20 protein-coding genes are annotated in these 21,346 nt (G+C 72.4%); 12 read left to right on the top strand and 8 right to left on the bottom strand.

The genetic code is table 11. The annotated features are described in order from the left end of the window. The first annotated feature begins 54 nt into the window (after positions 1-54). The 5 genes from AB0K18_RS01550 (at position 55) to AB0K18_RS01530 (ending at position 6,648) form a co-directional block, all read left to right on the top strand. On the top strand, positions 55-1,248 hold the full coding sequence (locus AB0K18_RS01550; RefSeq protein ID WP_364908287.1) for an MFS transporter: 1,194 nt from the start codon (positions 55-57) through the stop codon (positions 1,246-1,248). A gap of 90 nt (positions 1,249-1,338) precedes the next feature. Next, the gene (locus AB0K18_RS01545) at positions 1,339-2,778 is read left to right on the top strand and encodes a BTAD domain-containing putative transcriptional regulator (protein ID WP_364908284.1); all 1,440 of its coding nucleotides are present in this window, start codon (positions 1,339-1,341) and stop codon (positions 2,776-2,778) included. Positions 2,779-2,830: 52 nt separating this feature from the next. Continuing rightward, entirely contained in the window at positions 2,831-4,603 is a 1,773-nt protein-coding gene (locus tag AB0K18_RS01540; protein WP_364908281.1) for an NAD+ synthase, read from the top strand. An 84-nt stretch (positions 4,604-4,687) separates the two neighbouring features. Next, complete coding sequence (locus AB0K18_RS01535) at positions 4,688-5,785, top strand: DNA alkylation repair protein (RefSeq protein WP_364908278.1); 1,098 nt, start codon at positions 4,688-4,690, stop codon at positions 5,783-5,785. Then, positions 5,782-6,648 (top strand): GNAT family protein, encoded by an 867-nt coding sequence (locus tag AB0K18_RS01530; protein WP_364908275.1) that lies wholly within the window; start codon positions 5,782-5,784, stop codon positions 6,646-6,648. The genes AB0K18_RS01535 and AB0K18_RS01530 overlap by 4 nt, the downstream gene beginning before the upstream one ends. Before the next feature lie 60 nt (positions 6,649-6,708). Here AB0K18_RS01530 and AB0K18_RS01525 read toward each other — a convergent pair whose 3' ends face one another. Both AB0K18_RS01525 and AB0K18_RS01520 read right to left on the bottom strand, forming a co-directional pair. Further along, positions 6,709-7,056, bottom strand: a complete 348-nt coding sequence (locus AB0K18_RS01525; protein ID WP_364908272.1) for a hypothetical protein — start codon at positions 7,054-7,056, stop codon at positions 6,709-6,711. Positions 7,057-7,087: 31 nt separating this feature from the next. Next, positions 7,088-7,771, bottom strand: a complete 684-nt coding sequence (locus AB0K18_RS01520; protein ID WP_364908269.1) for a TetR/AcrR family transcriptional regulator — start codon at positions 7,769-7,771, stop codon at positions 7,088-7,090. Between the two features lie 88 nt (positions 7,772-7,859). On the opposite strand from AB0K18_RS01520, the gene AB0K18_RS01515 reads away from it, so the two are divergent. Then, positions 7,860-8,990, top strand: coding sequence for a hypothetical protein (locus tag AB0K18_RS01515; RefSeq protein ID WP_364908266.1), 1,131 nt, complete (start codon positions 7,860-7,862; stop codon positions 8,988-8,990). Positions 8,991-9,245: 255 nt separating this feature from the next. Here the strand turns inward: AB0K18_RS01515 and AB0K18_RS01510 are convergent, their stop codons facing one another. Then, positions 9,246-9,992, bottom strand: a complete 747-nt coding sequence (locus AB0K18_RS01510; protein ID WP_364908263.1) for a TetR/AcrR family transcriptional regulator — start codon at positions 9,990-9,992, stop codon at positions 9,246-9,248. A 51-nt stretch (positions 9,993-10,043) separates the two neighbouring features. Here AB0K18_RS01510 and AB0K18_RS01505 point away from each other — a divergent pair, with 51 nt between their 5' ends. Continuing rightward, positions 10,044-10,979 (top strand): ATP-binding cassette domain-containing protein, encoded by a 936-nt coding sequence (locus AB0K18_RS01505; protein ID WP_364908260.1) that lies wholly within the window; start codon positions 10,044-10,046, stop codon positions 10,977-10,979. Beyond that, positions 10,976-11,758 carry an ABC transporter permease gene (locus tag AB0K18_RS01500; protein WP_364908257.1) on the top strand — a complete coding sequence of 261 codons (783 nt, stop codon included), beginning with the start codon at positions 10,976-10,978 and terminating at the stop codon, positions 11,756-11,758. The genes AB0K18_RS01505 and AB0K18_RS01500 overlap by 4 nt, the downstream gene beginning before the upstream one ends. Here AB0K18_RS01500 and AB0K18_RS01495 read toward each other — a convergent pair. The 3 genes from AB0K18_RS01495 to AB0K18_RS01485 form a co-directional block, all read right to left on the bottom strand. Beyond that, positions 11,755-12,429, bottom strand: a complete 675-nt coding sequence (locus AB0K18_RS01495; RefSeq protein WP_364908254.1) for a TetR/AcrR family transcriptional regulator — start codon at positions 12,427-12,429, stop codon at positions 11,755-11,757. The genes AB0K18_RS01500 and AB0K18_RS01495 overlap by 4 nt on opposite strands. A 57-nt stretch (positions 12,430-12,486) precedes the next feature. Next, a complete protein-coding gene (locus AB0K18_RS01490; protein ID WP_364908251.1) occupies positions 12,487-14,052 on the bottom strand; it encodes an MFS transporter in 1,566 nt (521 codons plus the stop codon). 211 nt (positions 14,053-14,263) lie between these two features. Further along, complete coding sequence (locus tag AB0K18_RS01485) at positions 14,264-15,616, bottom strand: MFS transporter (RefSeq protein WP_364908249.1); 1,353 nt, start codon at positions 15,614-15,616, stop codon at positions 14,264-14,266. Between the two features lie 132 nt (positions 15,617-15,748). Here AB0K18_RS01485 and panB point away from each other — a divergent pair, with 132 nt between their 5' ends. Continuing rightward, a complete protein-coding gene (gene panB / locus AB0K18_RS01480; protein ID WP_364908247.1) occupies positions 15,749-16,579 on the top strand; it encodes a 3-methyl-2-oxobutanoate hydroxymethyltransferase in 831 nt (276 codons plus the stop codon). A gap of 4 nt (positions 16,580-16,583) precedes the next feature. Here the strand turns inward: panB and AB0K18_RS01475 are convergent, their stop codons facing one another. Together AB0K18_RS01475 and AB0K18_RS01470 are read right to left on the bottom strand one after the other, a co-directional pair. Further along, entirely contained in the window at positions 16,584-17,507 is a 924-nt protein-coding gene (locus AB0K18_RS01475) for a serine/threonine dehydratase (protein ID WP_364908244.1), read from the bottom strand. Positions 17,508-17,536: 29 nt separating this feature from the next. Beyond that, positions 17,537-18,700 (bottom strand): aminotransferase class I/II-fold pyridoxal phosphate-dependent enzyme, encoded by a 1,164-nt coding sequence (locus tag AB0K18_RS01470; protein WP_364908241.1) that lies wholly within the window; start codon positions 18,698-18,700, stop codon positions 17,537-17,539. Between the two features lie 223 nt (positions 18,701-18,923). Here AB0K18_RS01470 and AB0K18_RS01465 point away from each other — a divergent pair, with 223 nt between their 5' ends. Genes AB0K18_RS01465 through AB0K18_RS01455 form a run of 3 tightly spaced genes read left to right on the top strand, consistent with a single transcriptional unit; the run spans position 18,924 to position 21,343 of the window. Then, on the top strand, positions 18,924-19,613 hold the full coding sequence (locus AB0K18_RS01465) for an alpha/beta hydrolase (protein ID WP_364908238.1): 690 nt from the start codon (positions 18,924-18,926) through the stop codon (positions 19,611-19,613). Between the two features lie 45 nt (positions 19,614-19,658). Then, complete coding sequence (locus AB0K18_RS01460; protein ID WP_364908235.1) at positions 19,659-20,633, top strand: ABC transporter ATP-binding protein; 975 nt, start codon at positions 19,659-19,661, stop codon at positions 20,631-20,633. After that, positions 20,630-21,343: an ABC transporter permease gene (locus tag AB0K18_RS01455; protein ID WP_364908233.1), complete on the top strand. Its 714-nt coding sequence runs from the start codon at positions 20,630-20,632 to the stop codon at positions 21,341-21,343. Before AB0K18_RS01460 ends, AB0K18_RS01455 begins: the two co-directional genes overlap by 4 nt. Positions 21,344-21,346: the final 3 nt, after the last annotated feature.

Genomic DNA, 21,346 nt, shown 5'->3' with positions numbered 1-21,346 from the left:
TAGTGTGGCCTAAATCGTTCGCGCCGCGACATCCGACGCATCACGCTGTCCAGCGTGTCGAGCACAACTGCCGAGAAGCCCTCGTTCGTCCGGTCCATGGTCGGCGGGCTGCCCCGCCCCTTCTGGGCGCTGTGGGGCGGCACCGTGGTGAACCGCCTGGGCACCATGGTCATGCCGTTCACCGGCGTCTTCCTGACCCAGAGCCGCGGGATGTCGCTCGCCGCCGCGGGCCTGGTGATGGGCGTGTTCGGTGCGGGGTCGCTGCTGTCGCAGTTCATCTCGGGGGTCCTCACCGACCGCATCGGGCGGCGGGTCACGCTCACGGGCGGCATGGTGGCGACGGCGGTGTTCATGCTGGCGCTGGGCTACAGCACGTCGCTGCCCGCGATCCTGGCCTCGATGTTCTGCCTCGGCCTGGTCATGGACATCTACCGGCCGGCCTCGAACGCCATGGTCGCCGACCTGGTCTCGCCGGAGGAGCGGCCGCGGGCGTACGGGCTGCTGTTCTGGGGGGTCAACCTCGGCTACTCCATCGGCGTGACGGCCGGCGGGTGGCTGGCGCAGCTCGGCTTCCTCTGGCTGTTCTGGATCGACGCGGTGTCCTGCCTGATCTTCGCCGTGCTGGTGTGGCGGGCCGTGCCGGAGACCAGGCCGCAGGGGAACGAGTCGGCCGGCGGGTTCGGGGTGGTGCTGCGCGACCGGGTCATGCTCGGGTTCACGCTGGTCGTGCTGGGCAACGCGGTGGTCTACTCCCAGACGCTGTCCATGCTGCCGGTGGCCATGACGAAGGTGGTCAAGCTCCCGCTCGGCACGTACGGCCTGGCCATGGCGCTGAACGGGGTGCTCATCGTCATCGTCCAGCCGCTCGTGTCGGGGTGGCTGGGACGGCGGGACCCGGCCCGGACGTTCGCGCTGGGGCTGGCGGTGATGGCCGCCGGCTTCGCGATGACCGCGTTCGTCACCACCGCGTGGGGGCTGGTGGCGACGATCGTGGTGTGGACGGCCGGCGAGATCATCACGGCCGGCATCCCCGGCTCCATCGTGGCCCGGCTCGCCCCGCCCCACCTGCGCGGACGGTACTCCGGGCTGTTCGGGTTCGCGTGGTCGCTGGCGGCCGTGCTGGCGCCGACGCTCGGCGGGGTGCTGCTCGAACTGGGCTCCAAGGCGCTGTGGTTCACGATCGGCGGGGTGGGCGCGACGGCGGCGGCCGGCATGCTCCTCCTCGGCCCCGCCGTCCGCCGCCGGTGACCGCTTTCCCTGGCTCTCCGGCGTACCGAGGGAGATGTGAAGTTTCGCCATATACCGGCGGCGCGCTCTCCCTCTACAGTTACGCCTGACATGCTGATCTTCACCGCTCTCGGACCGTTCCAGGCCTGGGCCGGCGGCGCCCCCATCGACCTCGGCGGGCAGCGGCAGCGGGCGGTGCTCGCCCGGCTGCTGGTCGCCGCGGGCCGCGCCGTCCCCGTGTCCACCCTCATCGACGAGCTGTGGCCGGGCGCGCCGCCGCCGCAGGCCCTGTCCACCATCCAGGGGTACGTCTCGCGCCTGCGCCGTGCGCTCGAACCCGGCCGCGCGCCGCGCGAGGAGGCGTCGGTGCTGGTGTCCGCGCCGCCCGGGTACGCGCTGCGCGCCGCCGTCGGGCAGGTGGACGCCTGGCGGTTCGAGTCGCTGGTGAAGTCGGACGGCCCGCCCGCGCAGGTGTGGGCCGACATGGACGGCGCGCTGGGGCTGTGGCGTGGGCCGGCGCTGGCCGAGTTCGCCGAGCTGAGCTGGGCGGCCACGGAGGCGAGCCGGCTGGAGGAGCTGCGGCTGATCGCGGTCGAGCGGCGGGCCGAGGCCGGGCTGGCGCTGGGCCGGGCGCGCTCGCTGGTCGCCGACCTGGAGGCGCACGCGTCGGCGTACCCGCTGCGCGAGGAGGCGTGGCGGCTGCTCGCACTCGCGCTCTACCGGCTGGGCCGTCAGGGCGACGCGCTCGCGGCGCTGCGCAGGGCGCGCGCCGTCTGGCGGGACGAGCTGGGCCTCGACCTGTCGGCCACGCTCACCGGTTTGGAGGCCGACATGCTGGCCCAGCGCCTGGACGGCCCGCCGCCGGTGATGCACGGGGTGGTGCGCGAGGCGGGGCGGGAGCTGCGGGTGCTGGTGGCCGACGACCAGGCGCTCGTACGGACGGGCGTGCGCGCGATGCTGGAGGCCGAGCCCGGGCTGACCCCCGCGGGCGAGGCGGCCGACGGCGAGGAGGCCATCGCCGCCGTCCTGGAGACACGGCCCGACGTGGTGCTGCTCGACATCCAGATGCCGCGCCTCGACGGCCTGGCCGCGGCCCGCCGGATCCTGGCCGCGCCGCAGCCGCCGAAGGTCGTGATGATGACCACGTTCGGCAGCGACGAGAACCTTTATGCGGCGCTGCGTGCCGGAGTGAGCGGGTTCGTGCTGAAGACGTCGGCGCCGGAGCAGTTCGTGGCCGCGATCAGGGCGGCGGCGGCCGGTGACGCGCTCATCGACCCGGCGGTGACGACGCGGCTGATCTCGGCGTTCGCCGGACGCAGCGACCCCGGCTCGCCTCCCGCGCTGGCCGGGCTGTCCGACGATCGGCTTGACGTGCTGAAGCTGGTGGCTCGCGGGCTGAGCAACCAGCAGATCGGGCGGACGCTCTCCTTGCCCGAGGAGGAGGTGGGTCTCGTCGTCACGTCACTGCTGGAGCACCTGGGGCTGACGGACCGGGCGCAGCTCGTGATGGCCGCGTACGAGTCGGGCCTGGTAACGCCAGGAGTGAGATGACCCACTTTTCGTCTCTTTGACGATAAAAATCATGGCGTACTAGGCTGGTCGCGTGGCACAACTGCGCATTGCCCTGGCACAGACCAATCCGACCGTGGGCGACCTGAGCGCCAACGCCGACCGGCTCATCGCGTGGACCCGCGAGGCGGCCGGGCGCGGGGCCCATCTCGTCGTCTTCACCGAGATGTTCCTCACCGGCTACCCGGTGGAGGACCTGGTGCTGCGCACGTCCTTCGTGGACGCCGGCATCAGGACGCTTGAGGAGGTGGCGCGCAGGCTGGCCGGCGAGGGCCTCGGCGACCTCCCGGTCGTGGTCGGCTACGTCGACCGCGCCGGCCTGGCACCCCGGGTCGGGCAGCCCAAGGGCGCCCCGCTCGACGCCGCCGCCCTGCTGCACAAGGGCGAGGTGGTCACCAGGACCGCCAAGCACCACCTGCCCAACTACGGCGTGTTCGACGAATACCGCTACTTCGTGCGCGGCGACCGGCTGCCCATCTTCCGGCTGCACGGCGTCGACGTGGCCATCGCGGTGTGCGAGGACCTCTGGCAGGAGGGCGGCCCCGTGTCCGTCGTCGGCCAGGCCGGCGCCGGGCTGCTGATCTCGCCGAACGCCTCGCCGTACGAGAAGGAGAAGGACGACGTACGGCTGAAGCTGTGCGCGCGGCGCGCCCGCGAGGCCGGCTGCGCGCTCGTCTACGTCAACCAGGTCGGCGGGCAGGACGAGCTGGTCTTCGACGGCGACTCCATCGTGGTCGACGAGGCGGGCGAGCTGGTGGCGCGGGCCGGGCAGTTCAAGGAGGAACTGCTGATCGCCGACCTCGACGGGCTGCCGGTGTCGCAGGCAGAGGCGGGCACGTACCCGTACGACGCGGGCGACGGCTCCACCATCACCGTCGAGCGCCTGGTGCTGTCGGACGAACCCCTCGCCCCCTACCCCGCCGAGCCCGCCACCGTGGCGCCGCGCCTCGACCCGCACGCCGAGGTCTACGCCGCGCTGGTGCTCGCGGTGCGCGACTACGTCGCCAAGAACGGCTTCCAGTCCGTCATCCTCGGCCTGTCCGGCGGCATCGACTCCGCGCTGACCGCCACCATCGCCTCCGACGCCATCGGCCCCTCGCGGGTCAACGTCGTCCTCATGCCGTCCCGCTACTCCTCCGACCACTCCCTGGCCGACGCCGAGGAGCTGGTGCGCAGGCAGGGCGTCACCTCACGGGTGGTGCCGATCGCCGAGATCGTCAACGCGTACGAGAAGGAGATCGACCTGTCCGGCCTGGCCGCCGAGAACCTCCAGGCGCGGGTACGCGGCATGCTGCTCATGGGGCTGTCCAACGAGCACGGCCACCTGGTGCTGACCACCGGCAACAAGAGCGAGCTCGCCACCGGCTACTCCACCCTCTACGGCGACTCGGCCGGCGGCTTCGCGCCCATCAAGGACGTGCCGAAGACGATGGTGTGGGAGCTGTCCAGGTGGCGCAACGCCCACACGCTGCCCGGGTTCCTGCTCGACGCCGAGCGGCCCATCCCCGAGAACTCCATCACCAAGGAGCCCAGCGCCGAGCTCCGTCCCGACCAGCGCGACACCGACTCGCTGCCGCCGTACGAGGTGCTCGACCGGCTGCTCGACGACTACGTGGAGAAGGACATGGGCTCGCAGGAGCTCATCGCGGCCGGGCACGATCCCGCGCTGGTGACGCGGGTGATCCGGCTGGTGGACCTGGCGGAGTACAAGCGGCGCCAGTACCCGCCCGGCCCCAAGATCACGCCGAAGAACTTCGGCCGCGACCGCCGCCTCCCCATCACCAACCGCTGGCGCGAGACCACCTGACCCGGCCCGCACGGCCCCGCTGCCGGCGGGGCCGTGTTCTCGCTTCGACCGGGAATTGTCGGTGGCGCCTGGCAAGGTCTTCCCGTGGCTCAACCTCTGAAGGAAATGATCGACCACGGGTCGGTGTCGGTGCTGGCCGACGGGCTGTCCGCGGCATGGGCGGCGTTCCCGCGCGAGCGGTTCGTGGAGCAGGCGGTCCACGGGCTCGACGGCCTTGAGCTGAAGGCCAGGGTCGCCCACGTCGCCGCCGCGCTCGACGAGGCGCTGCTGCTGCCCTACCCGCAGGCGGCGGAGATCGTCCGCGAGGCGGCCGGGCGGGTGAAGCTCGACATGTGGAGCGGCTGGCCCGCCACCGAGCACACCGCCCAGCGGGGCCTCGACCACCTCGCCGACGGGATGCGCACGCTGGCCGTGCTCACGCCGTACGCGACGGGTGAGTTCGCCGTACGCCCCTTCCTTGAGCGTCACCGCGACGACGCCCTCGAGATCATGCACGGATGGGCCGGGTCCCCCGACGAGCACCTGCGCCGCCTGGCCTCCGAGGGCTCCCGCCCGAGGCTGCCGTGGGCCACGCGGGTGTCCTGGCTGATGACGCCGGGGCCGACGCTCCCGCTCCTCGACCTGCTGCGCGACGACCCGAGCGAATACGTCCGCCGCTCGGTCGCCAACCACGTCAACGACCTGGCCAAAGACCACCCCGAGGTCGCGCTCGGCCTGCTGGCCCGCTGGCGCTCCGACGGCGGCTCGCACGTGGAGCGGGTGCTGCGCCATGCCGTACGCGGCCTGCTCCGCGCCGGCCACCCCGAGGCCCTGGCCCTGGTGGGCGCCACCCCGGGCAGCGGCTCGGTGGACACCTTGGCGCTGGCGTCCGACACGGTGGCGGTGGGCGACAAGCTGGCCTTCGCGGTCACGGTGACGGCGGGCGCGGCGGGCCCTGTGCTGCTGAAATACGCGATCAGGCGAGCGGGCTCGCGCCGCGTCTTCCACCTGGGCCAACGCGACGCCGAAGAACCAGGAGCGCGGTTCACCGTACGCAAGAGCCACTCGTTCCGCCCGGTCACCACCCGCGACGAGCCACCGGGCGCCAGAGAGCTCGACGTCATCGTCAACGGCCGCGTAGCCGCCACCATCCCCTTCACGCTGACCCCCGCACCCGTGACGGCCCAGGCTCGAACGCCATGACCGCAGACGACGGCGACCCGGACGACAGACGCTTGCCCGGCCACGCTCCCCGTACACCCCGCCTGACCGACACCGACCTGCTCCGCATCGAACTGGGCGTCATCTGGCGCCCCGACGAACGCGGCCGCCTCCCAGGCCCCGAAGACATGGTGATCGGCGTGCCCGCCACCGGTCCGACCGCTCCCGCAGCGGACCGTGCCCAGCTCGATGGTGCGGCGGCCACCGCCGCGCCGGATGACGCCCCCTCCGACGGCCTGACCGCCGCGGTGCCGGAGCACCTCCGCACGGGCGGGCTGACCGCGGCCGTGGCGGGCCACCTCCCCGACGAGCTGGCCGAGCGCCTGCTCGGAGTCGTGTCGTCGGGAGGCGGGCGCTTCCCGGAGGTGCTGGCCACGTGCAGGGCGATGCTCGGCGGTGACCGGGTCACCCTGTCGGAGGGGGTCAGCTATGTGCTGGAGGGGCCGGTGCGGTTCGACGTACCTGTGGAGGTGGTCACGTCGGCGTCGGAGGCGCACGCCCGGCTCGTCCGTCCGCTGCGTCCCGCCGAATGGGCGCCCGACGAGTGGGACGAGCTGGTCGCGGGCGGCGAAGGAGCCCCGTGGGCGATGATCGTGGAGAACGGCGAGGTGGTGTCGATCTGCCACACCGCCCGCAACACCCCAGGAGGCGCCGAGGCCGGCACGTGGACCTCCCCCGCCCACCGCGGCCGAGGCCACGCCGCCGCCACCACGGCCGCCTGGGCGAGCCTGCTGCCGGGCGTCCGGCTGTACTACAGCACGAGCGCCGACAACCGCTCCTCCCAACGAGTCGCCGAACGCCTCGGCCTCCGCCTGATCGGCCACCTCTGGAAACTGACTACCTGACTCCTCCGGGCAAGGGCCCTTCACGCGCCTGTGGGTGCGCTCCAGAGGTGGTGGCGGCGGTTACAGGCGTAGGGACAGGGCTTCGGCGTCTGAGAGGGTGGCGCGGGTGGCGAGGCGGCGGCGGGTGCGGACCTCGGCGCTCGTGCGCGGGCGGGGCTTGGGTCGGCGGCCGCAGCCGCAGGGCTCGAAGCCCTCGTAGCGGAGGCCCGCCGTCAGCACTGCCTCCACCGCTCGCCATCGGCGCTCGTCGCCACGGCGGGGTGCGGCGAAGTCGTGGCCGGCGTAGTGCATCGGCCGTTGGCAGCCGGGGCAGCGGGGGTCCTGGCGCCGCCAGGGCTGCTTGAAGCTGCGGCGGCACGGCAGGCACACGTAGTGGACCTTGTAGTGGACCATCGCGTAGGTGCACATGATCTCGTCAGCGTAGCGGCCAGCGCTCCGGTCACTCGCGCGGGTTTTCCTTCAGGCGGGTGGACAGGCCGTCGAGGATCAGGTTCAGGCCCAGGCGGAACTGGGTGTCGAAGTCGCCGTCGTCCACATGGGCCTGGTGGCCCAGCTCGGCCTCGTGGCGGTGCAGGTGGTCGGCCACGCGGCCGCGGAGCTCGGCGTCGGCGGCCGGGGTGCGGACTGTGGCCCACCAGGTGTTCTCCGCGGCGACGAAGCCGTACAGGTAGGAGGAGAGCGTGCCGATCGCGGCGGTCAGTTCGGGGCCGTGCAGACCCTCTCGGGCGAGCGCGCCGTAGATCGCGCGGGAGCCGGCGAGCGCGTTCGGGCCCAGCAGGGGGCGGGTCGCGATGAGGGCGGGCATCCACGGGTGGCGGCGCATGACGGCCCGGCTCCTGACCAGGTGATCGGTCAGGAGGTCGCGCCACGGGCCGTCCGCCGGGGGTTCGCCGATCTCGCCGATGGCCTCGTCGAGGGCGAGGTCGAGGACGTCCTCCTTGCTGCGGACGTACTCGTACAGGGACATCGTCCCCGCCCCGAGACGGGCGGCGAGTGCCCGCATCGAGAAGCCGGCCACGCCCTCGGCGCCGAGGAGCCCGACGGCGGCGGTCACGATGCGCTCGCGGGACAGGCGGGGCCGGCGCGGGCGGGCGTCGTCGCGGAACCAGATGCTCTCCGGCATCGGCGCATTCCTTCCGTGCACTGTACGGAAAACCGTACGGCTAGCGTAGGCCGCCCTCGTGAGATCCCGACAGGAAGGAAGGGACGGCATGGATTGGCAGCGAGAGCACGCCCTGCTGGCGCTGCGGCTCAACCGGCTCCTGACCGGCGGCGTGACGGGCACCGCGCTCATCTATCAGGGCCCTGAGGCATGGCGCGAGCAGGTCGCCGGAGAGCCGCCCGCGTCCGCCGGCGCGCTCGAGGAGGCGGCGGAGCGGCTGCTGGAGTCGGCGCCTGACGCCTATCTGGCCGCCCGGGTACGGGCGATGCGGGCCGCCGCCCGGTATGTGGGCGGGGAGCGGGCGCCGCTGGCCGAGTACGCGCGGGAGTGCCTCGGCCTGGAGCCGCGGTGGGTGCCGGAGGAGGTGTTCGGGGGGGCGCACGACGAGCTGGACCGGGCGCTGCCGGGTACGCGGGGCTCGCTGGCGGAGCGGTGGCGGGCCTGGCAGGCGGCGTACCGGCTGGATCCGGTCGAGCTCCTGCCCGAGCTGGTGGAGCCGGCGGTGGCCGAGACCAGGGCGCGGACGAACGCCCGGATCGTGCCGCTGCCGCCGGACGAGGTGGTGCGGTGCAGGCTGGTGAGCGGGGTGGCCTTTCACGGGGCCGGGGCGTACGAGGGCGGGCACAGGTCCACGATCCACATCAACACCGACATCCCGTTCAACCTGGCGGATCTGCTCTATCTGGTCGCGCACGAGGGCCATCCTGGGCACATCGCCGAGTCGATGCTCAAGGGCGAGAAGGTGCGGTTCATGCTGTCGCCGTCGTTCGTGCTCAGTGAGGGGCTGGGGCTGGTGGCCGAGGAGCTGCTGTTCCCGGGGAACGAGGCCCGCGACTGGCTGAACGCCGTCGCCCTGCCCATGGCCGGGCTCCCGCCCATCGACGGCGACCTGGCCGCCGTGCACCACGCCAAGAACGTGCTGTGGGGCGTATGGGGAAATGTCGCGTTCATGGCGGCGGAGGGACGCGATGAGGCCGAGCTGACGGCCTACCTGCGGCGCTGGGCCCTCGTCACCGAGGAGGAGGCCAGGGGAGCGCTGGGCATCCTCCAGCCGTCGCCGATGAGTCCGTACATATTCGGATATTTCTACGGCTGGGAGCTGGTACGCCGCTGGGCGACCGGCCCCGAGCGGACACGCCGCCTGCTCACCGAACACCTCCTCCCCACCGACCTCACCTGACCTCGCAAAAGGCACCCCGCCGAAGGCCCCCGCGCCCGCCGCCGTCAAGCGAGGCAGGCGCGGGCGGCAGGGCCGCCGGACACAGGCGCGAGGGTCCCTAGGCGCAGACGCGAGGGCCGCCGGACGCAGGCGGCAGCGCCACCGGACGCAGGCGCGAGGGCCGCCGCACTCAGGCGCGGGGCTCCCCAGGCGCAGACGCGAGGGCCGCCAGGCTCAGGCGGCAGGGCCACGGGCTCGGGTGGAAGAGCGGCGGGGTCAGGAGGAGCGGCGGGTGATCAGTTGTTCCACGCCGTCGAGCAGCAGGCCCAGCCCGAACGCGAAGTCCGCGTCCTCGGTCCACCCGGCGGCCCCGCGCATCGCCCCGCCCCGCATCGCGGCCGACAGCGCCGGATAAGTAGCGGGGTCGAGCATCTCGGCCAGCAGCTCACCGTAGTCGTCCGCGCCCTCGACGCCGCTCTGGTCGAGTTCGGGAAACCCGGACTCGGCGGCCCTGGCGAGGGCCGCGTCGGTCAGCGCGTAGCCGGTCAGGGTGCTGGCCACGTTCATCTTCTCGCCGTCGTCGAGCCCGGTGCCGGCCAGCGCGGCCAGCGCCCGGTCGAGCCAGAGCAGCCGCCTGGGGCCGAGCGGCGGCGCGTACTGGGTGATCGACAGCAGCCACGTGTGGCGCAGCAGGATGTCGCGCTGGGCGCGGGTCCACAGGGCGAGGTAGTCGCGCCAGGAAAGCCCCGCCGGATCGGGCGGCTCGGGGGCCACTCCGTCGGCCATGCACGTGAGCAGGTCCTCCTTGCTGTCGACGTAGCGGTAGAGCGCCGTGGTCGCCACCCCGACCCGCGAGGCGACGGCGGCCATGGAGACGCCGGCCAGGCCCTCGGCGTCGGCGATCTCGATGGCGGCGGCGGTGATGGTGGCCAGGTCGAGCCGGGGACGCGGCCCCCGTCGCGGCACCGGCTCGCGCCCCCACATGCGTCGCAGCATCGGCGGCAACGACCGCTCCTCCGCCATCCGGCCCTCCTCCTTGACGCCTCCCTAGGATTCTGCATTACTCTCAAAACTATGAACGTCATACACAGTACGCCATACACAATTAATGCGAGGGGACTCGTCAAGGCCTTCGGAGAGGGCAAGAGGGTGCTGGACGGCGTCGACCTGACGGTGCCGGCGGGCTCGTTAGTGGCGCTGCTCGGCCCGAACGGCTCCGGCAAGACGACGACCGTGCGCATCCTGACCACGCTGCTCGCCCCCGATGCGGGCACGGCCACGGTGGCCGGCCACGACGTGCGCACCGACGGGGTGGCGGTACGCCGCGCGATCGGGCTGACCGCGCAGCAGGCCACCGTGGACGACCTGCTGACGGGAAGGGAGAACCTGGAGCTGTTCGCCGGCCTGCACCACCTGGGCAGGCGACGGGCACGCGAGCGGACGGCCGAGCTGCTGGAGCGCTTCGGCCTGGTGGAGGCGGCGGACCGGCGCGTGGGGACGTACTCGGGAGGCATGCGCCGCCGCCTCGACCTCGCCGCCGGAATGGTGTCGGCACCGCCGATCCTGTTCCTGGACGAGCCCACGACCGGCCTCGACCCGCGCAGCAGGGCCGAGCTGTGGACGGTGATCAGGGAGCTGCTCGCCCAGGGCACCACGATCCTGCTCACCACGCAGTACCTGGAGGAGGCCGACCAGCTCGCCGAGCGCGTCGTGCTGCTCAACGGCGGGCGCGTGGTGGCCGACGGCTCCCCCGCCGCGCTCAAGCGTCAGGTCGGCGTCGAGCGGCTGGCGCTGCGTCCCGCGGACCCCGCCGACCTGGGCCGCGCATGCGCCGCCCTGCCCGGCGCGCACCCTGACCCGGCGGGCGAGCTGACTCTGGCTCTCCAGGACCCCGACCACCTGCGGCGCACCCTGGACGCGCTGCACCGGGCCGGCGTCGCCGTCGAGCGCGTACGCCTGCGCACCCCCACCCTCGACGACGTCTTCCTGGAACTGACGGAGGCCGCATGAGCACCCCGATGATCGACGCGGCGGGCGACCTGCGCCGCCTGGTGGTCCGCGACCTGCGCCGCGACCTGCGCGTGCTCGACGGCCTCATCATCAGCACGGCGCTGCCCGTGGCGATCATGATTCTCTTCGTGTACGTCTTCGGCGGCGCCATCACCACCGGCTCCAGCGGCCTGGAGTACGTCGACTTCGTCGTACCGGCCGTGCTGCTGATGTCCGGCGGCTACGGCGCCGCGCTCACGGCGGTGACGATCTGCGAGGACATGACGGCCGGCATGATCGACCGCTTCCGCACCCTGCCGATCGGCGGCTGGGTGGTCCCGGCGGGTCACGTGGTGGCCTCGGTGATCCGCAACGTGGCCGCGTCGGCCATCGCGCTGGCCGCGGCGCTGCTGCTGGGCTTCCGACCGGACGCCTCCCCGGCCGACTGGGCGCTCGTGCTGGTCCTGGTGACGGGTTACGTGCTGGCCCTGTCGGCGCTGGCCGCCGTGTGGGGGCTGCTGGTCAGGTCGTCGCAGGCGGCGGGGGCGTTCAGCTTCGTGGTGTTGTTCCTGCCGTACCTGTCGGACGGTATCGTGCCCGCCGAGACGATGCCGGGGGTGCTGCGCGACTTCGCGCTCGCCCAGCCGCTCACGCCGATCATCACGGCTCTGCGGGCGCTGCTGCTCGACCAGCCCATGGGCGCGTCGGGCGCGGTGGCGGCGGTGTGGCTGGCGGGCGCGGTGGCGGTGGCGCTGCCGGTGACGGCCGTGTTGTTCCGCCGCAGGACGGCCGGCCGTTAGGGGGCGAGGCCGGCCAGCACGGTGTCGACGACGCGCTTGCCGAGGTCGGGCGGGAGCCCTTCGGCCGGGCTGCGCTTCGTCTGGTACATCATCGTGCCGGAGATGACGGCGAGCGCCATGTCCACGTCGAGGTCGCGGCGCAGCTCGCCGGTGGCGATGCCGCGCTCGATGACGGCGCGGATGGCCGCCCGCCGCGGCTCGACGGCCCGCTTGACGAAGCGCTCCATCAGGCGCGGGTAGCGGTCGGCCTCGCCCATCGCGATGTTGAGCACGCACCGGTTGCGTGCGTCGCCGGCGTCTCTGCTCATGCTGTCGACCAGCGCGATCAGGTCGTCGCGCACGGACGTGCCGGGCAGCGGCGGCACCGGCGTCTTGAGCGTGGACAGGGCGTCGGCGACGAGGTCCTCTTTGTTGGCCCAGCGCCGGTAGATGGTGGTCTTGCCGACTCCCGCCCGCGCGGCGATCGCCTCGATGGTCAGCTCGGACACGCCCAGGCCCTCGGCGATCATGTCGAGGGTCGCCTCGATGATCGCCTTCTCGGCCTTCTCGCTGCGCGGACGGCCCGCGGGGCGGGCGGTCCCGGTTTGCTGGATCGACATCGCGGCCTCACCATACATCTCCGGCGCGGGCGCCATCAGCACCGCGCCGCTCTCGGGGGCAGGAGGAGGCACAAAAGCCTCCTCCTGCTCCTTCCCGTGACAAACGGTACGTGCCCACCGACATGTCCGTCATCCTCCCGAGGACGACAGCACCGGCTCCCTGTTGTTCTCAGCGTGCTTGGCGAGCCGCGGCTTTCCCGGCATCCACAGGGCCACCACGACGATGCCGAGCAGCCCGATCGCCGCCGAGACCAGCGCGGTCACGTGCATGCCGTCGACGAAGGCGGTGAAGGCCGGCTGCACCAGCGCCTGCCCGCGCTCACCGAGCTCCTGCACGACGCCCATGGTCGCCATGATGGACTCGCCCGCGGCGTGCCGCGCGCCTTCGGGCAGCACGGCCAGCGCGGGCGCGATCTCGCCGCGGTAGCTGGACGACAGCACCGAGCCGAGCACGGCCACGCCGAGCGCGCCGGCCACCTGGCGGACGGTGTTGCTCATGGCCGAGCCGACGCCGGCCTTCTCGCGGGGCAGCGACTCCATGATGGCGGTGGTCGCCGGCGGCATGATGTTGGCCATCGCGGCGCCCTGCACGAAGAAGATGACCTCGATGAGCACGATCGGGGTGTTCTGGTCCATGAACGCGTAGCTGCCGAGCGCGAACGTCACCACGATCATGCTCAGCGTGGCCGACAGCTTGGCGCCCAGCCGCTCGGTGACCCGCTGGCTGAGCGGCGCGAAGATGAGCTGCGCCGCCGCGAACGGGATCATCAGCGCGCCCGCCTGCACCGGCGTGAAGCCGAGCACGATCTGCAGGTAGAACGTCAGGAAGAACATCCCGCCCATCATCGCGAAGAAGACGATGCCCATCATGCCGATGGCCGAGCTGAACCGGACGTTGGTGAAGCTGCGCACGTCGAAGACTGGGTGGTCGATGCGCCGCTCCCACCAGACGAAGACGGCCAGCACCGCCACGCCGAACAGGGTCGGGACCAGCACCTCGGCGCTGGCGACGGTGGCCAGCTCGCCGCCGCGGATGATGCCGTACACGATGGCCACGAGACCGATGATCGACAGCACCACGCCGACGGGGTCGAGCCTGGACGGCTTGGGGTCGCGCGACTCCGGCACGAGGGTCGCGATGAGGATCATGCTGACGATCACGATCGGCACGTTGATGAGGAAGACCGAGCCCCACCAGAAGTGCTCGATGAGCAGGCCGCCGGTGATGGGCCCGATCGCGACGGCGAGGCCCACGCCGCCGGCCCACACGCCGATCGCCTTGCCGCGCTCGCCGGGCGGGAACACGTTGGAGATGATCGCCAAGGTGGCCGGCATGATGGCCGCGCCGCCGATGCCCATCGCCGCCCTGGCCAGGATCAGCTGCATCGGGTCCTGGGCGTAGGCGCTGGCGAGTGAGGCCAGGCCGAACAGCGCCATGCCGATGAACAACATGCGCTTGCGACCGGTCCTGTCACCGATCACGCCGAAGGTGAACAACAGCCCGGCGAACACCAGGGTGTAGGAGTTGATCGCCCATTCGAGCTCACTCTGGGTGGCGCCCAGCCCCACGGTCTCGTCGGCGATGGTCTTCATCGCGACGTTGAGGATCGTGTTGTCCAGCACGACCGCCAGCAGGCTGAACACCAGCACGCCGAGGATGCCCCATCGGCGTGGATGTCCCGTCATCGGGTCCATGAAGAAGTCCTTAATTTCGATACGTCAGAGTTTCGCAACGCCACCGTATCGCGAGCTATTTCCGATACGCAACGGTCCCGTTTCGTAACTAGCGCGTGAACGGCGGCCCTCATTCCGGCGACCCGAGAGGTGAAGTCGCAGGTCACAGCTCCGGGAAGGAGCGCGGCCGGGGTTCACAGAACCCCGGCCGCGGCAGCGGACGTGAGAACACTCACACCGGATCGGGCTCGGTGGCCACCACCTTCTCCGCCACCTTCTCCACGGCCTTCTCCGCCACCTTCTCCACTGCCTTCTCCGCCACCTTCTCCACTGCCTTCTCCGCCACCTTCTCCACTGCCTTCTCCGCCACCTTCTCCACTGCCTTCTCCACAGTGGGAACGATCAGCACGGTGGGCTCCGACGGGTGGCGGCGCCAGAAGGGGAGAGCGATGAGCACCATCACCACGCCGACCAGCCCGGCCACCGCGAAGGCCCACGACGGGCCCACCCCGTCGATGACGGCGCCCGCGATCGGCGCCGAGACCGCGCCCCCGATCAGCAGCGCCGTGCCGTGCAGGCCCATCGCCTCACCCCTGGCCGCGCTCGGCACCCACCGGCTGAGCGCGTCGACCGTGGACGACAACGACGGCGCGCACAGCAGTCCCGCCGGCAGCAGCGCCAGGACCACCCAGTGCCACCCGCCGCCGACCAGCCCGACCGGGACGGTGAGCAGCCCCATGCCACCGATCAGCACCAGCGGCGAGAACCCCCGCGACAGCCCGCCGTAGACGAAGCCGCCGACCAGCGAGGCGCCGCTCCAGACGGCCACCGCGAGGCCCACCCACGCGGTCTGGCCCGCCTCGTTGATGGTGGCGACCAGCGACAGCTCCGACGCGGTGAGCACGAACGTGGCGGCGGCGACCGTGCCGAGCAGCGCCACGAAGCCCGGCGTGAGCCACTGCCGCCTGGGCACCCGTACGCCCTGCGCCGCGGCGTCCTCCTCCGCCGACCTGGTGGGCGGGTTGAGCGCGATCAGCCCCAGCCCGGCCACGGTGAGCCCGGCGCCGATCGCGGCCATCGTCACCCCGCTGCCGAACGTGGTGATGCCCGCGACGGCCAGCGCGGGCCCGACCATGTAGGACACCTCGACCAGCATCGAGTCGAGCGCGAACCCGCTGCGCCGCCGGTCGACCGGCACCATAGCGGCCAGGCACTGCCGGGTCACGCTGAACACCGGCATGCCGAGCAGCCCCGCGAGCGCCGTCGCGGCGAGCAGCGCGGGGAACGGCAGCGCCCACGCGCACGCCCAGAACGCGGCCTGGGCCACGGTCGTGACGACGAGCACGGGACGCAGCCCGTGACGATCGACGAACCTGCCCGACAGCGGGGAACCGATGGCCATGCCGATCGTGCAGACCGCGGTGATCACCCCGGCTCTGCCGTACCCCAGGTCGAGTGTGGTGGCGACGTGCAGGGTCAGTGCCATCGCGGTCGCCGTGGACGGCACCCGCGCCAGCAGCCCCACCAGGAGCAGCGTGGGCACGCCGGGGATCTTGAGCAGATTTCGGTAAGGGTCGAGAGCCATGAACGTTCGTTACCTCCGCACAGATTCTGGCAAAGGCCACCGACGTTTTCGCCACCGGTTTTCCGCGTGCCATCATCGAGGGAGTCCGGGGACGCAGCAGGGCGCCTCGAGACGTTTCTGGAGGGTTGTCACATGTCCTCTTCAACCACGCTGTACGGCGGCGCGTCCGGCCGCCGCGTCACCGTCCGCGACCTCACCGCCGCCAAGCAGCGCGGAGAGCGGTGGCCCATGGTCACCGCCTACGACGCCATGACGGCGAAGGTGTTCGACGCGGCCGGCATCCCCGTGCTGCTGGTCGGCGACTCGGCGGCGATGGTCGTCTACGGCTACGACTCCACGCTGCCGGTCACGATGGACGACCTGCTGCCGCTGACGGCGGCCGTGGTCCGCGGCTCGTCGCGCGCGCTCGTGGTGGCCGACCTGCCGTTCGGGTCGTACCAGGGCTCGCCGCAGCAGGCGCTGGAGTCGGCGGCCAGGTTCATGAAGGAAGCGGGGGCGCACGCGGTCAAGCTGGAGGGCGGGCGCCGGATGCTGCCGCAGGTCGAGGCGCTGGTCTCGGCCGGCGTCCCGGTGATGGCGCACCTCGGCCTGACCCCGCAGTCGGTCAACGTGATGGGCGGCTACCGCGTCCAGGGGCGCGGCCAGGCGGGCGACGAGCTGATGGCGGACGCCAAGGACCTCGAGGGGGCCGGGGCGTTCGCGGTGGTGCTCGAATGCGTGCCGGCCGACCTCGCGCAGCGGGTGACGACCTCGCTCGCGATCCCGACGATCGGCATCGGCGCGGGGGCGGCCACCGACGCGCAGGTGCTGGTCTGGCAGGACCTCATGGGGCTGACGCCGCGCCCGGCCAAGTTCGTCAAGCGCTACGCCGACCTCGGCGCCGAGCTGGACCGGGCGGTGCGGGAGTTCGCCGGCGACGTGGTGTCGGGTGCCTTCCCGGCACCCGAGCACACGTACAGCTGATCTTCTATTCGGCGGTGAGCGTGGCGGGGTCGGTGTTGGAGCCGCACACCACCACCGCCACGCGCTCCCCCGGCTCGGGCCGGTAGGCGCCCGACAGCAGCGCCGCGTAGGCGGCCGCGCCGGCGTGCTCGGCCGCCACCCGGTGGCGCTCCCAGAGGGTGCGCCGCGCCGCGATGATGGCCTCGTCGCTCACCAGCACGCTCTCCACCCGGGGGTCGTTCAGGATCTGGAACGCCAGCCCGCCGATCCTGCTGGCCCCCAGCGCGTCGGCCCCCACGCCGCCGACCTCGACCGGCACCGGCTCGCCGGCCCGCAGGGCCGCGTTGAGCGTGGGGATGCGCTCGGGCTCGACGGCCACGATGCGCGGCCCCGACACCGACGTGCCCACCGTGATGCCGGCCGCGAAACCGCCGCCGCCGACCGCCACCAGCACGGTGTCGACGGCGCCGGTCTGCTCGATCAGCTCCAGCCCGGTCGTGCCCTGACCGGCCACCACTTCGGGCTGGTCGTAGGCGTGCACGGACAGCGCGCCGGTCTCGGCGGCCCGCTTGGCGGCGGCCTCGGCCGCCTCGGCGTAGATGGCGCCGGTCTGGGTGATGTGCGCGCCCAGCCGCTCGAGCCCGGCCACCTTCACCGGGCTGGTCACGGTGGGCACGAAGATCTCCGCTCGCACGCCCAGCGCCCGCGCCGCGAACGCCACCGCGAGCCCGTGGTTGCCGCCGCTGGCCGCGATGACCCCGGCGGCGGGCAGGTCGCCGGCGGACATGACGCGGTTGAAGGCCCCGCGCACCTTGAAGGAACCGGAGTGCTGCAGCAGCTCCAGCTTGAGCCAGAGCCGCGGCGCGACCTCGATCACGGGTGTGCGCAGGACGTGCCCGGAGATCCGGGCGGCGGCGGCCGCGACGTCCGTGTGGGTGACTGTGGGCAAGATTCCCCCTTTGATCGTCGCGTTCCAGGCTATGCCAGGGCCCGCTGGAGGTCCGCCCACAGGTCCTCGGGGTGCTCGATGCCGACGGCGATGCGGACCGTGCCCTCGCCGATGCCGCTGCGCCGCAGCTCCTCGGCGTTGAGCGAGCGGTGGGAGGTGGTCGCCGGGTGCAGGATCAGCGTCTCGACGCCGCCCAGCGAGGGGGCGAGCAGCGCCAGGCGTACGGAGCTCATGAACCGCTCCCCCGCCTCCCGCCCGCCGGTCAGGTCGAACGAGAACACGCCGCCGCATCCGGACAGCAGCTTGCCCGCCAGCTCGTACGACGGGTGCGAGGCGAGGCCGGGCCAGTGCACGGCGGCGACCGCCGGGTGCTCCGCCAGCCGGGTCGCCAGGACGCGGGCGTTGGCGCAGTGGCGTTCCATGCGCAGCGCCAGCGTCTGCATGCCGCGCAGGGTGAGCCAGGCCGCGAACGGGTCGGGCGAGGCGCCCAGCTCGATGTTGAACCGCCACACCCGCTGGTACAGCTCCTCGTCGGCGAAGACCGCGATGCCGCCCACCACGTCGGTGTGCCCGGACAGGTATTTGGTCGAGGAGTGGACCACGATGTCGGCCCCGTGCTCGATCGGCCGGCACAGCAGCGGCGAGGCGAACGTGTTGTCCACCACCGACAGGATGCCCAGCTCGCGGGCCGTCGCGCACATCGCGGGCAGGTCGGCGACCAGCGTCATCGGGTTGCTGATGGTCTCCATGTAGACAAGCTTGGTCTGCGGCCGTACGGCGGCCCGCAGCGCGGCCGGGTCGTTCTCCGGCACGTACGAGACCTCCATCCCGAACCTGGCGACCAGCTCGTTGAGCATGGCGGCGGTGCCGCCGTACAGCGAGTTCTGGGCCACCATGTGGTCACCGGGCTTGAGCAGGCCGAGCAGCACGGTGTTGATCGCGCCCATGCCGGAGCCGGTGGCGATGGCGCCCGCGCCGCCCTCCAGCCCGGACACCGCCTCCTCCAGGGAACGCACGGTCGGGTTGCTGTAGCGCCCGTAGAAGAAGGACTTGTCCGGGCGGCCCATCGACTCGGCCATCAGGGCGGGGTCGTCGAAGACGAAGCCAGAGGTCTGGTAGATGGGCACGGCGATGGGACGGCTGCCCTCGACGGTGACGTGCGGCACGTGCACGGTCCTCGTCTCTGGCCGCATTTCGGATGACATTTCGGACTTATCAGCAGATGCGGCCTGGGACTGCGCCTCGGGGCGGAAATCGTTCATACCAGCAGGATCCCCTGTCGGACCTGGCGATGGCAGACCCGGGGTGGGAGATGGGGTCCCGCTGCTTTTCGCGAGCGGTGAACACCCTGCCCACGCTGCACCTCCACCGTCCTGGCGTCCCGCCCTGTCCCGGGCCTCTGCAAGGGTGGAGGGCATGCAGACGACGTTCGTACTCGTGCACAGCCCCTCCGTCGGCCCCTCGACGTGGGCGCCCGTGGCCGAGTCACTGGAGCGGCGCGGGCACGCGGCCGTGGTGCCCGACCTGACCGGCATCAGCGCGGGCGGCGCCCCCTACTGGCCGCGCGTGGTCGAGGCCGTACGCGCCGCGACCCCGTCCGACGGGCCCGTCGTGCTCGTCGCCCACAGCAACGCCGGGTTCTTCCTCCCCGTCATCAAGGAGGGGCTCGGCGACCGGGTGGTGGCCTGCGTGTTCGCCGACGCGCACGTCCCGCCCGGCGAGGGGCTGATCACCACGGCCGAGAAGGAGTTCCTGCCGTTCCTGCGCGACCTCGCCGGCCCCGACGGCGTGCTCCCCCGCTGGACCGACTGGTGGGACGAGGAGGACGTCGTGGCCATGCTGCCCGACCCGGCCGTCCGCATCCGGGTGGCCGGCGAGCAGCCCCGCCTGCCGCTCGACTACTACACCCAGCCCATCCCCGTCCCCGCCGGGTGGGACGAGGTCAGGTGCTCGTGCCTGTGGTACAGCCCCGGATACTCCGCCGCCGCCGAGCGCGCGGCCGAGCGCGGCTGGCCGGTGACCCGGCTGCCCGGTCTCCACCTCCATCAGCTCATCGATCCCGACGGGGTCACCGAGGCGCTGCTGAAGCTCTCCAGGAAGTCGTGAATTCCTCACTGCCGCCCGCGCCGGCCGCCCGCGAAGGTGGACGGCATGAATGCGATCGACGTACGCGGGCTCCGCAAGAGCCACCAGGGTTTCGAGGCGGTGAAGGACATCTCGTTCGAGGTGGCGGAGGGGGAGATCTTCGCGCTGCTCGGCAGGAACGGCGCGGGCAAGACCACCACGATCGAGGTGCTGGCCGGCTTCCAGCGGCCCGACGCGGGCACCGTACGCGTGCTCGGCCTCGACCCCGTCACCGACCGCGCTGCCGTACGCGGGCGGGTCGGCGTGATGCTCCAGGAGGCCGGGTTCTTCCCTGACCTGACGGTCGCCCAGACCGTCGGCACCTGGCGCGACTTCACCGCCGCGCCCCGCCCCAGCGACGAGGCGCTGGAGCTGGCGGGCCTGAGCGCCAGGTCCGGCACCCGCGTCCGCCAGCTCTCCGGCGGCGAGAAACGCAGGCTCGACCTGGCGCTGGCCCTGCTGGGCCGCCCCGACCTGCTGTTCCTCGACGAGCCCACCACCGGCATGGATCCGGAGGCGCGCGCCGCCACCTGGGCCGTCATCCGTGACCTCGCCCGGCAGGGCACCACGGTCCTGCTGACCACCCACTACCTGGAGGAGGCGCAGCGGCTGGCGTCCGCGCTGGCCATCATGGACGCCGGCCGCATCGTCGCCGCCGGCGGCATGGCCGAGACGCTGGCGGCGGCCGGGGGACGGGTGACGTTCCTGCTGCCCGCCCACGTGACGCCCGATGACCTGCCGCTGCCCGCCACCGTCGAGGACGGGCGGGCGGTCTGCCGCGCCGATGACCCCGACCTGGCCGCGCAGACGCTGCTGACCTGGGCCGCGGGGCGCGGCCTGCGCCTGGAGGGCCTGGAGGTGCGCCAGGCCACGCTCGAAGACCTGTTCATGGAGAGCGCCGTGAAGAGCACCGTGAAGAGCCCCGCGAAGAACGCTATGAAGAACGGCGCGAAGAACGCCGTGGAGAACGCCGTGGAGAACGCCGTGGAGGACCCGCGATGAGCCTGGCCGCCACCTACCGCCTCGGCACCCGCCTGTTCTGGCGCGACCGCGCCACCCTGTTCGCCTCGGTGGTCACGCCGGTCGGCCTGGCCGTCGGCCTGCCCACCCTGATGACGCGCGTCGTCTCGGCGGAACACGCCACGACGACCTTCCAGGGCACGATCGCGCTGCTGCTGGCGATCACCGCGTTCATGAGCGTCACCGTGGCGCTGACCGCCCGCCGCGACCAGCTCGTGCTCAAACGGCTGCGGGCGACCTCGCTCACGGACGGGCAGATCCTGGCGGGCCAGATCGCCAGCACGGCCACGCAGACCATGGCGATGATCGTGCTGTGCACGGTGGCCGTGCGGTTCACCGCCGGCGTCCCGCTGCCCGCCCACCCGGTGGTCTTCGCCGTCGCGACGCTCGCGGGGTCCGTCGTGCTGGCGCTGCTCGGAGCGGCGTACACGGTGCTCGTGCCGCGCGCCGAGCTGGCCGCCGTCTTCACCATGCCGGTCTTCCTGCTCTGCGGGGTCGCGGCCGGCGCGATGGGGCCGATCCCGCTGCCCGGGTGGCTGTACGCGGCCCTCGACCTGCTGCCCACCACCGCCGTCGTGCAGGCCGTCAGGACCGGCGACCTGCTCGTGCCGCTGCTCGACCTCGCCGCGTGGACGGTGCTCGGGCTCGTCGTGCTGCGCCTCTGGTTTCGCTGGGAACCACGCAGGTCATAAGGT

The organism is Nonomuraea sp. NPDC049421 (genome assembly GCF_040677005.1).
Lineage (GTDB): Bacteria > Actinomycetota > Actinomycetes > Streptosporangiales > Streptosporangiaceae > Nonomuraea > Nonomuraea salmonea.
The sequence above is the reverse complement of the archived record's forward strand: the minus strand, read 5'-3'. Positions and strand labels throughout refer to the sequence as shown.

Bases quoted from the DNA above. Each gene is read 5' to 3' on its own strand.
- AB0K18_RS01545 (WP_364908284.1), top strand. From the start codon at position 1,339: ATGCTGATCTTCACCGCTCTCGGACCGTTCCAGGCCTGGGCCGGCGGC.
- AB0K18_RS01530 (WP_364908275.1), top strand. From the start codon at position 5,782: ATGACCGCAGACGACGGCGACCCGGACGACAGACGCTTGCCCGGCCAC.
- AB0K18_RS01525 (WP_364908272.1), bottom strand. From the start codon at position 7,056: ATGTGCACCTACGCGATGGTCCACTACAAGGTCCACTACGTGTGCCTG.
- AB0K18_RS01520 (WP_364908269.1), bottom strand. From the start codon at position 7,771: ATGCCGGAGAGCATCTGGTTCCGCGACGACGCCCGCCCGCGCCGGCCC.
- AB0K18_RS01515 (WP_364908266.1), top strand. From the start codon at position 7,860: ATGGATTGGCAGCGAGAGCACGCCCTGCTGGCGCTGCGGCTCAACCGG.
- AB0K18_RS01510 (WP_364908263.1), bottom strand. From the start codon at position 9,992: ATGGCGGAGGAGCGGTCGTTGCCGCCGATGCTGCGACGCATGTGGGGG.
- AB0K18_RS01505 (WP_364908260.1), top strand. From the start codon at position 10,044: ATGAACGTCATACACAGTACGCCATACACAATTAATGCGAGGGGACTC.
- AB0K18_RS01500 (WP_364908257.1), top strand. From the start codon at position 10,976: ATGAGCACCCCGATGATCGACGCGGCGGGCGACCTGCGCCGCCTGGTG.
- AB0K18_RS01490 (WP_364908251.1), bottom strand. From the start codon at position 14,052: ATGGACCCGATGACGGGACATCCACGCCGATGGGGCATCCTCGGCGTG.
- AB0K18_RS01485 (WP_364908249.1), bottom strand. From the start codon at position 15,616: ATGGCTCTCGACCCTTACCGAAATCTGCTCAAGATCCCCGGCGTGCCC.
- panB (WP_364908247.1), top strand. From the start codon at position 15,749: ATGTCCTCTTCAACCACGCTGTACGGCGGCGCGTCCGGCCGCCGCGTC.
- AB0K18_RS01470 (WP_364908241.1), bottom strand. From the start codon at position 18,700: ATGCGGCCAGAGACGAGGACCGTGCACGTGCCGCACGTCACCGTCGAG.
- AB0K18_RS01465 (WP_364908238.1), top strand. From the start codon at position 18,924: ATGCAGACGACGTTCGTACTCGTGCACAGCCCCTCCGTCGGCCCCTCG.
- AB0K18_RS01460 (WP_364908235.1), top strand. From the start codon at position 19,659: ATGAATGCGATCGACGTACGCGGGCTCCGCAAGAGCCACCAGGGTTTC.
- AB0K18_RS01455 (WP_364908233.1), top strand. From the start codon at position 20,630: ATGAGCCTGGCCGCCACCTACCGCCTCGGCACCCGCCTGTTCTGGCGC.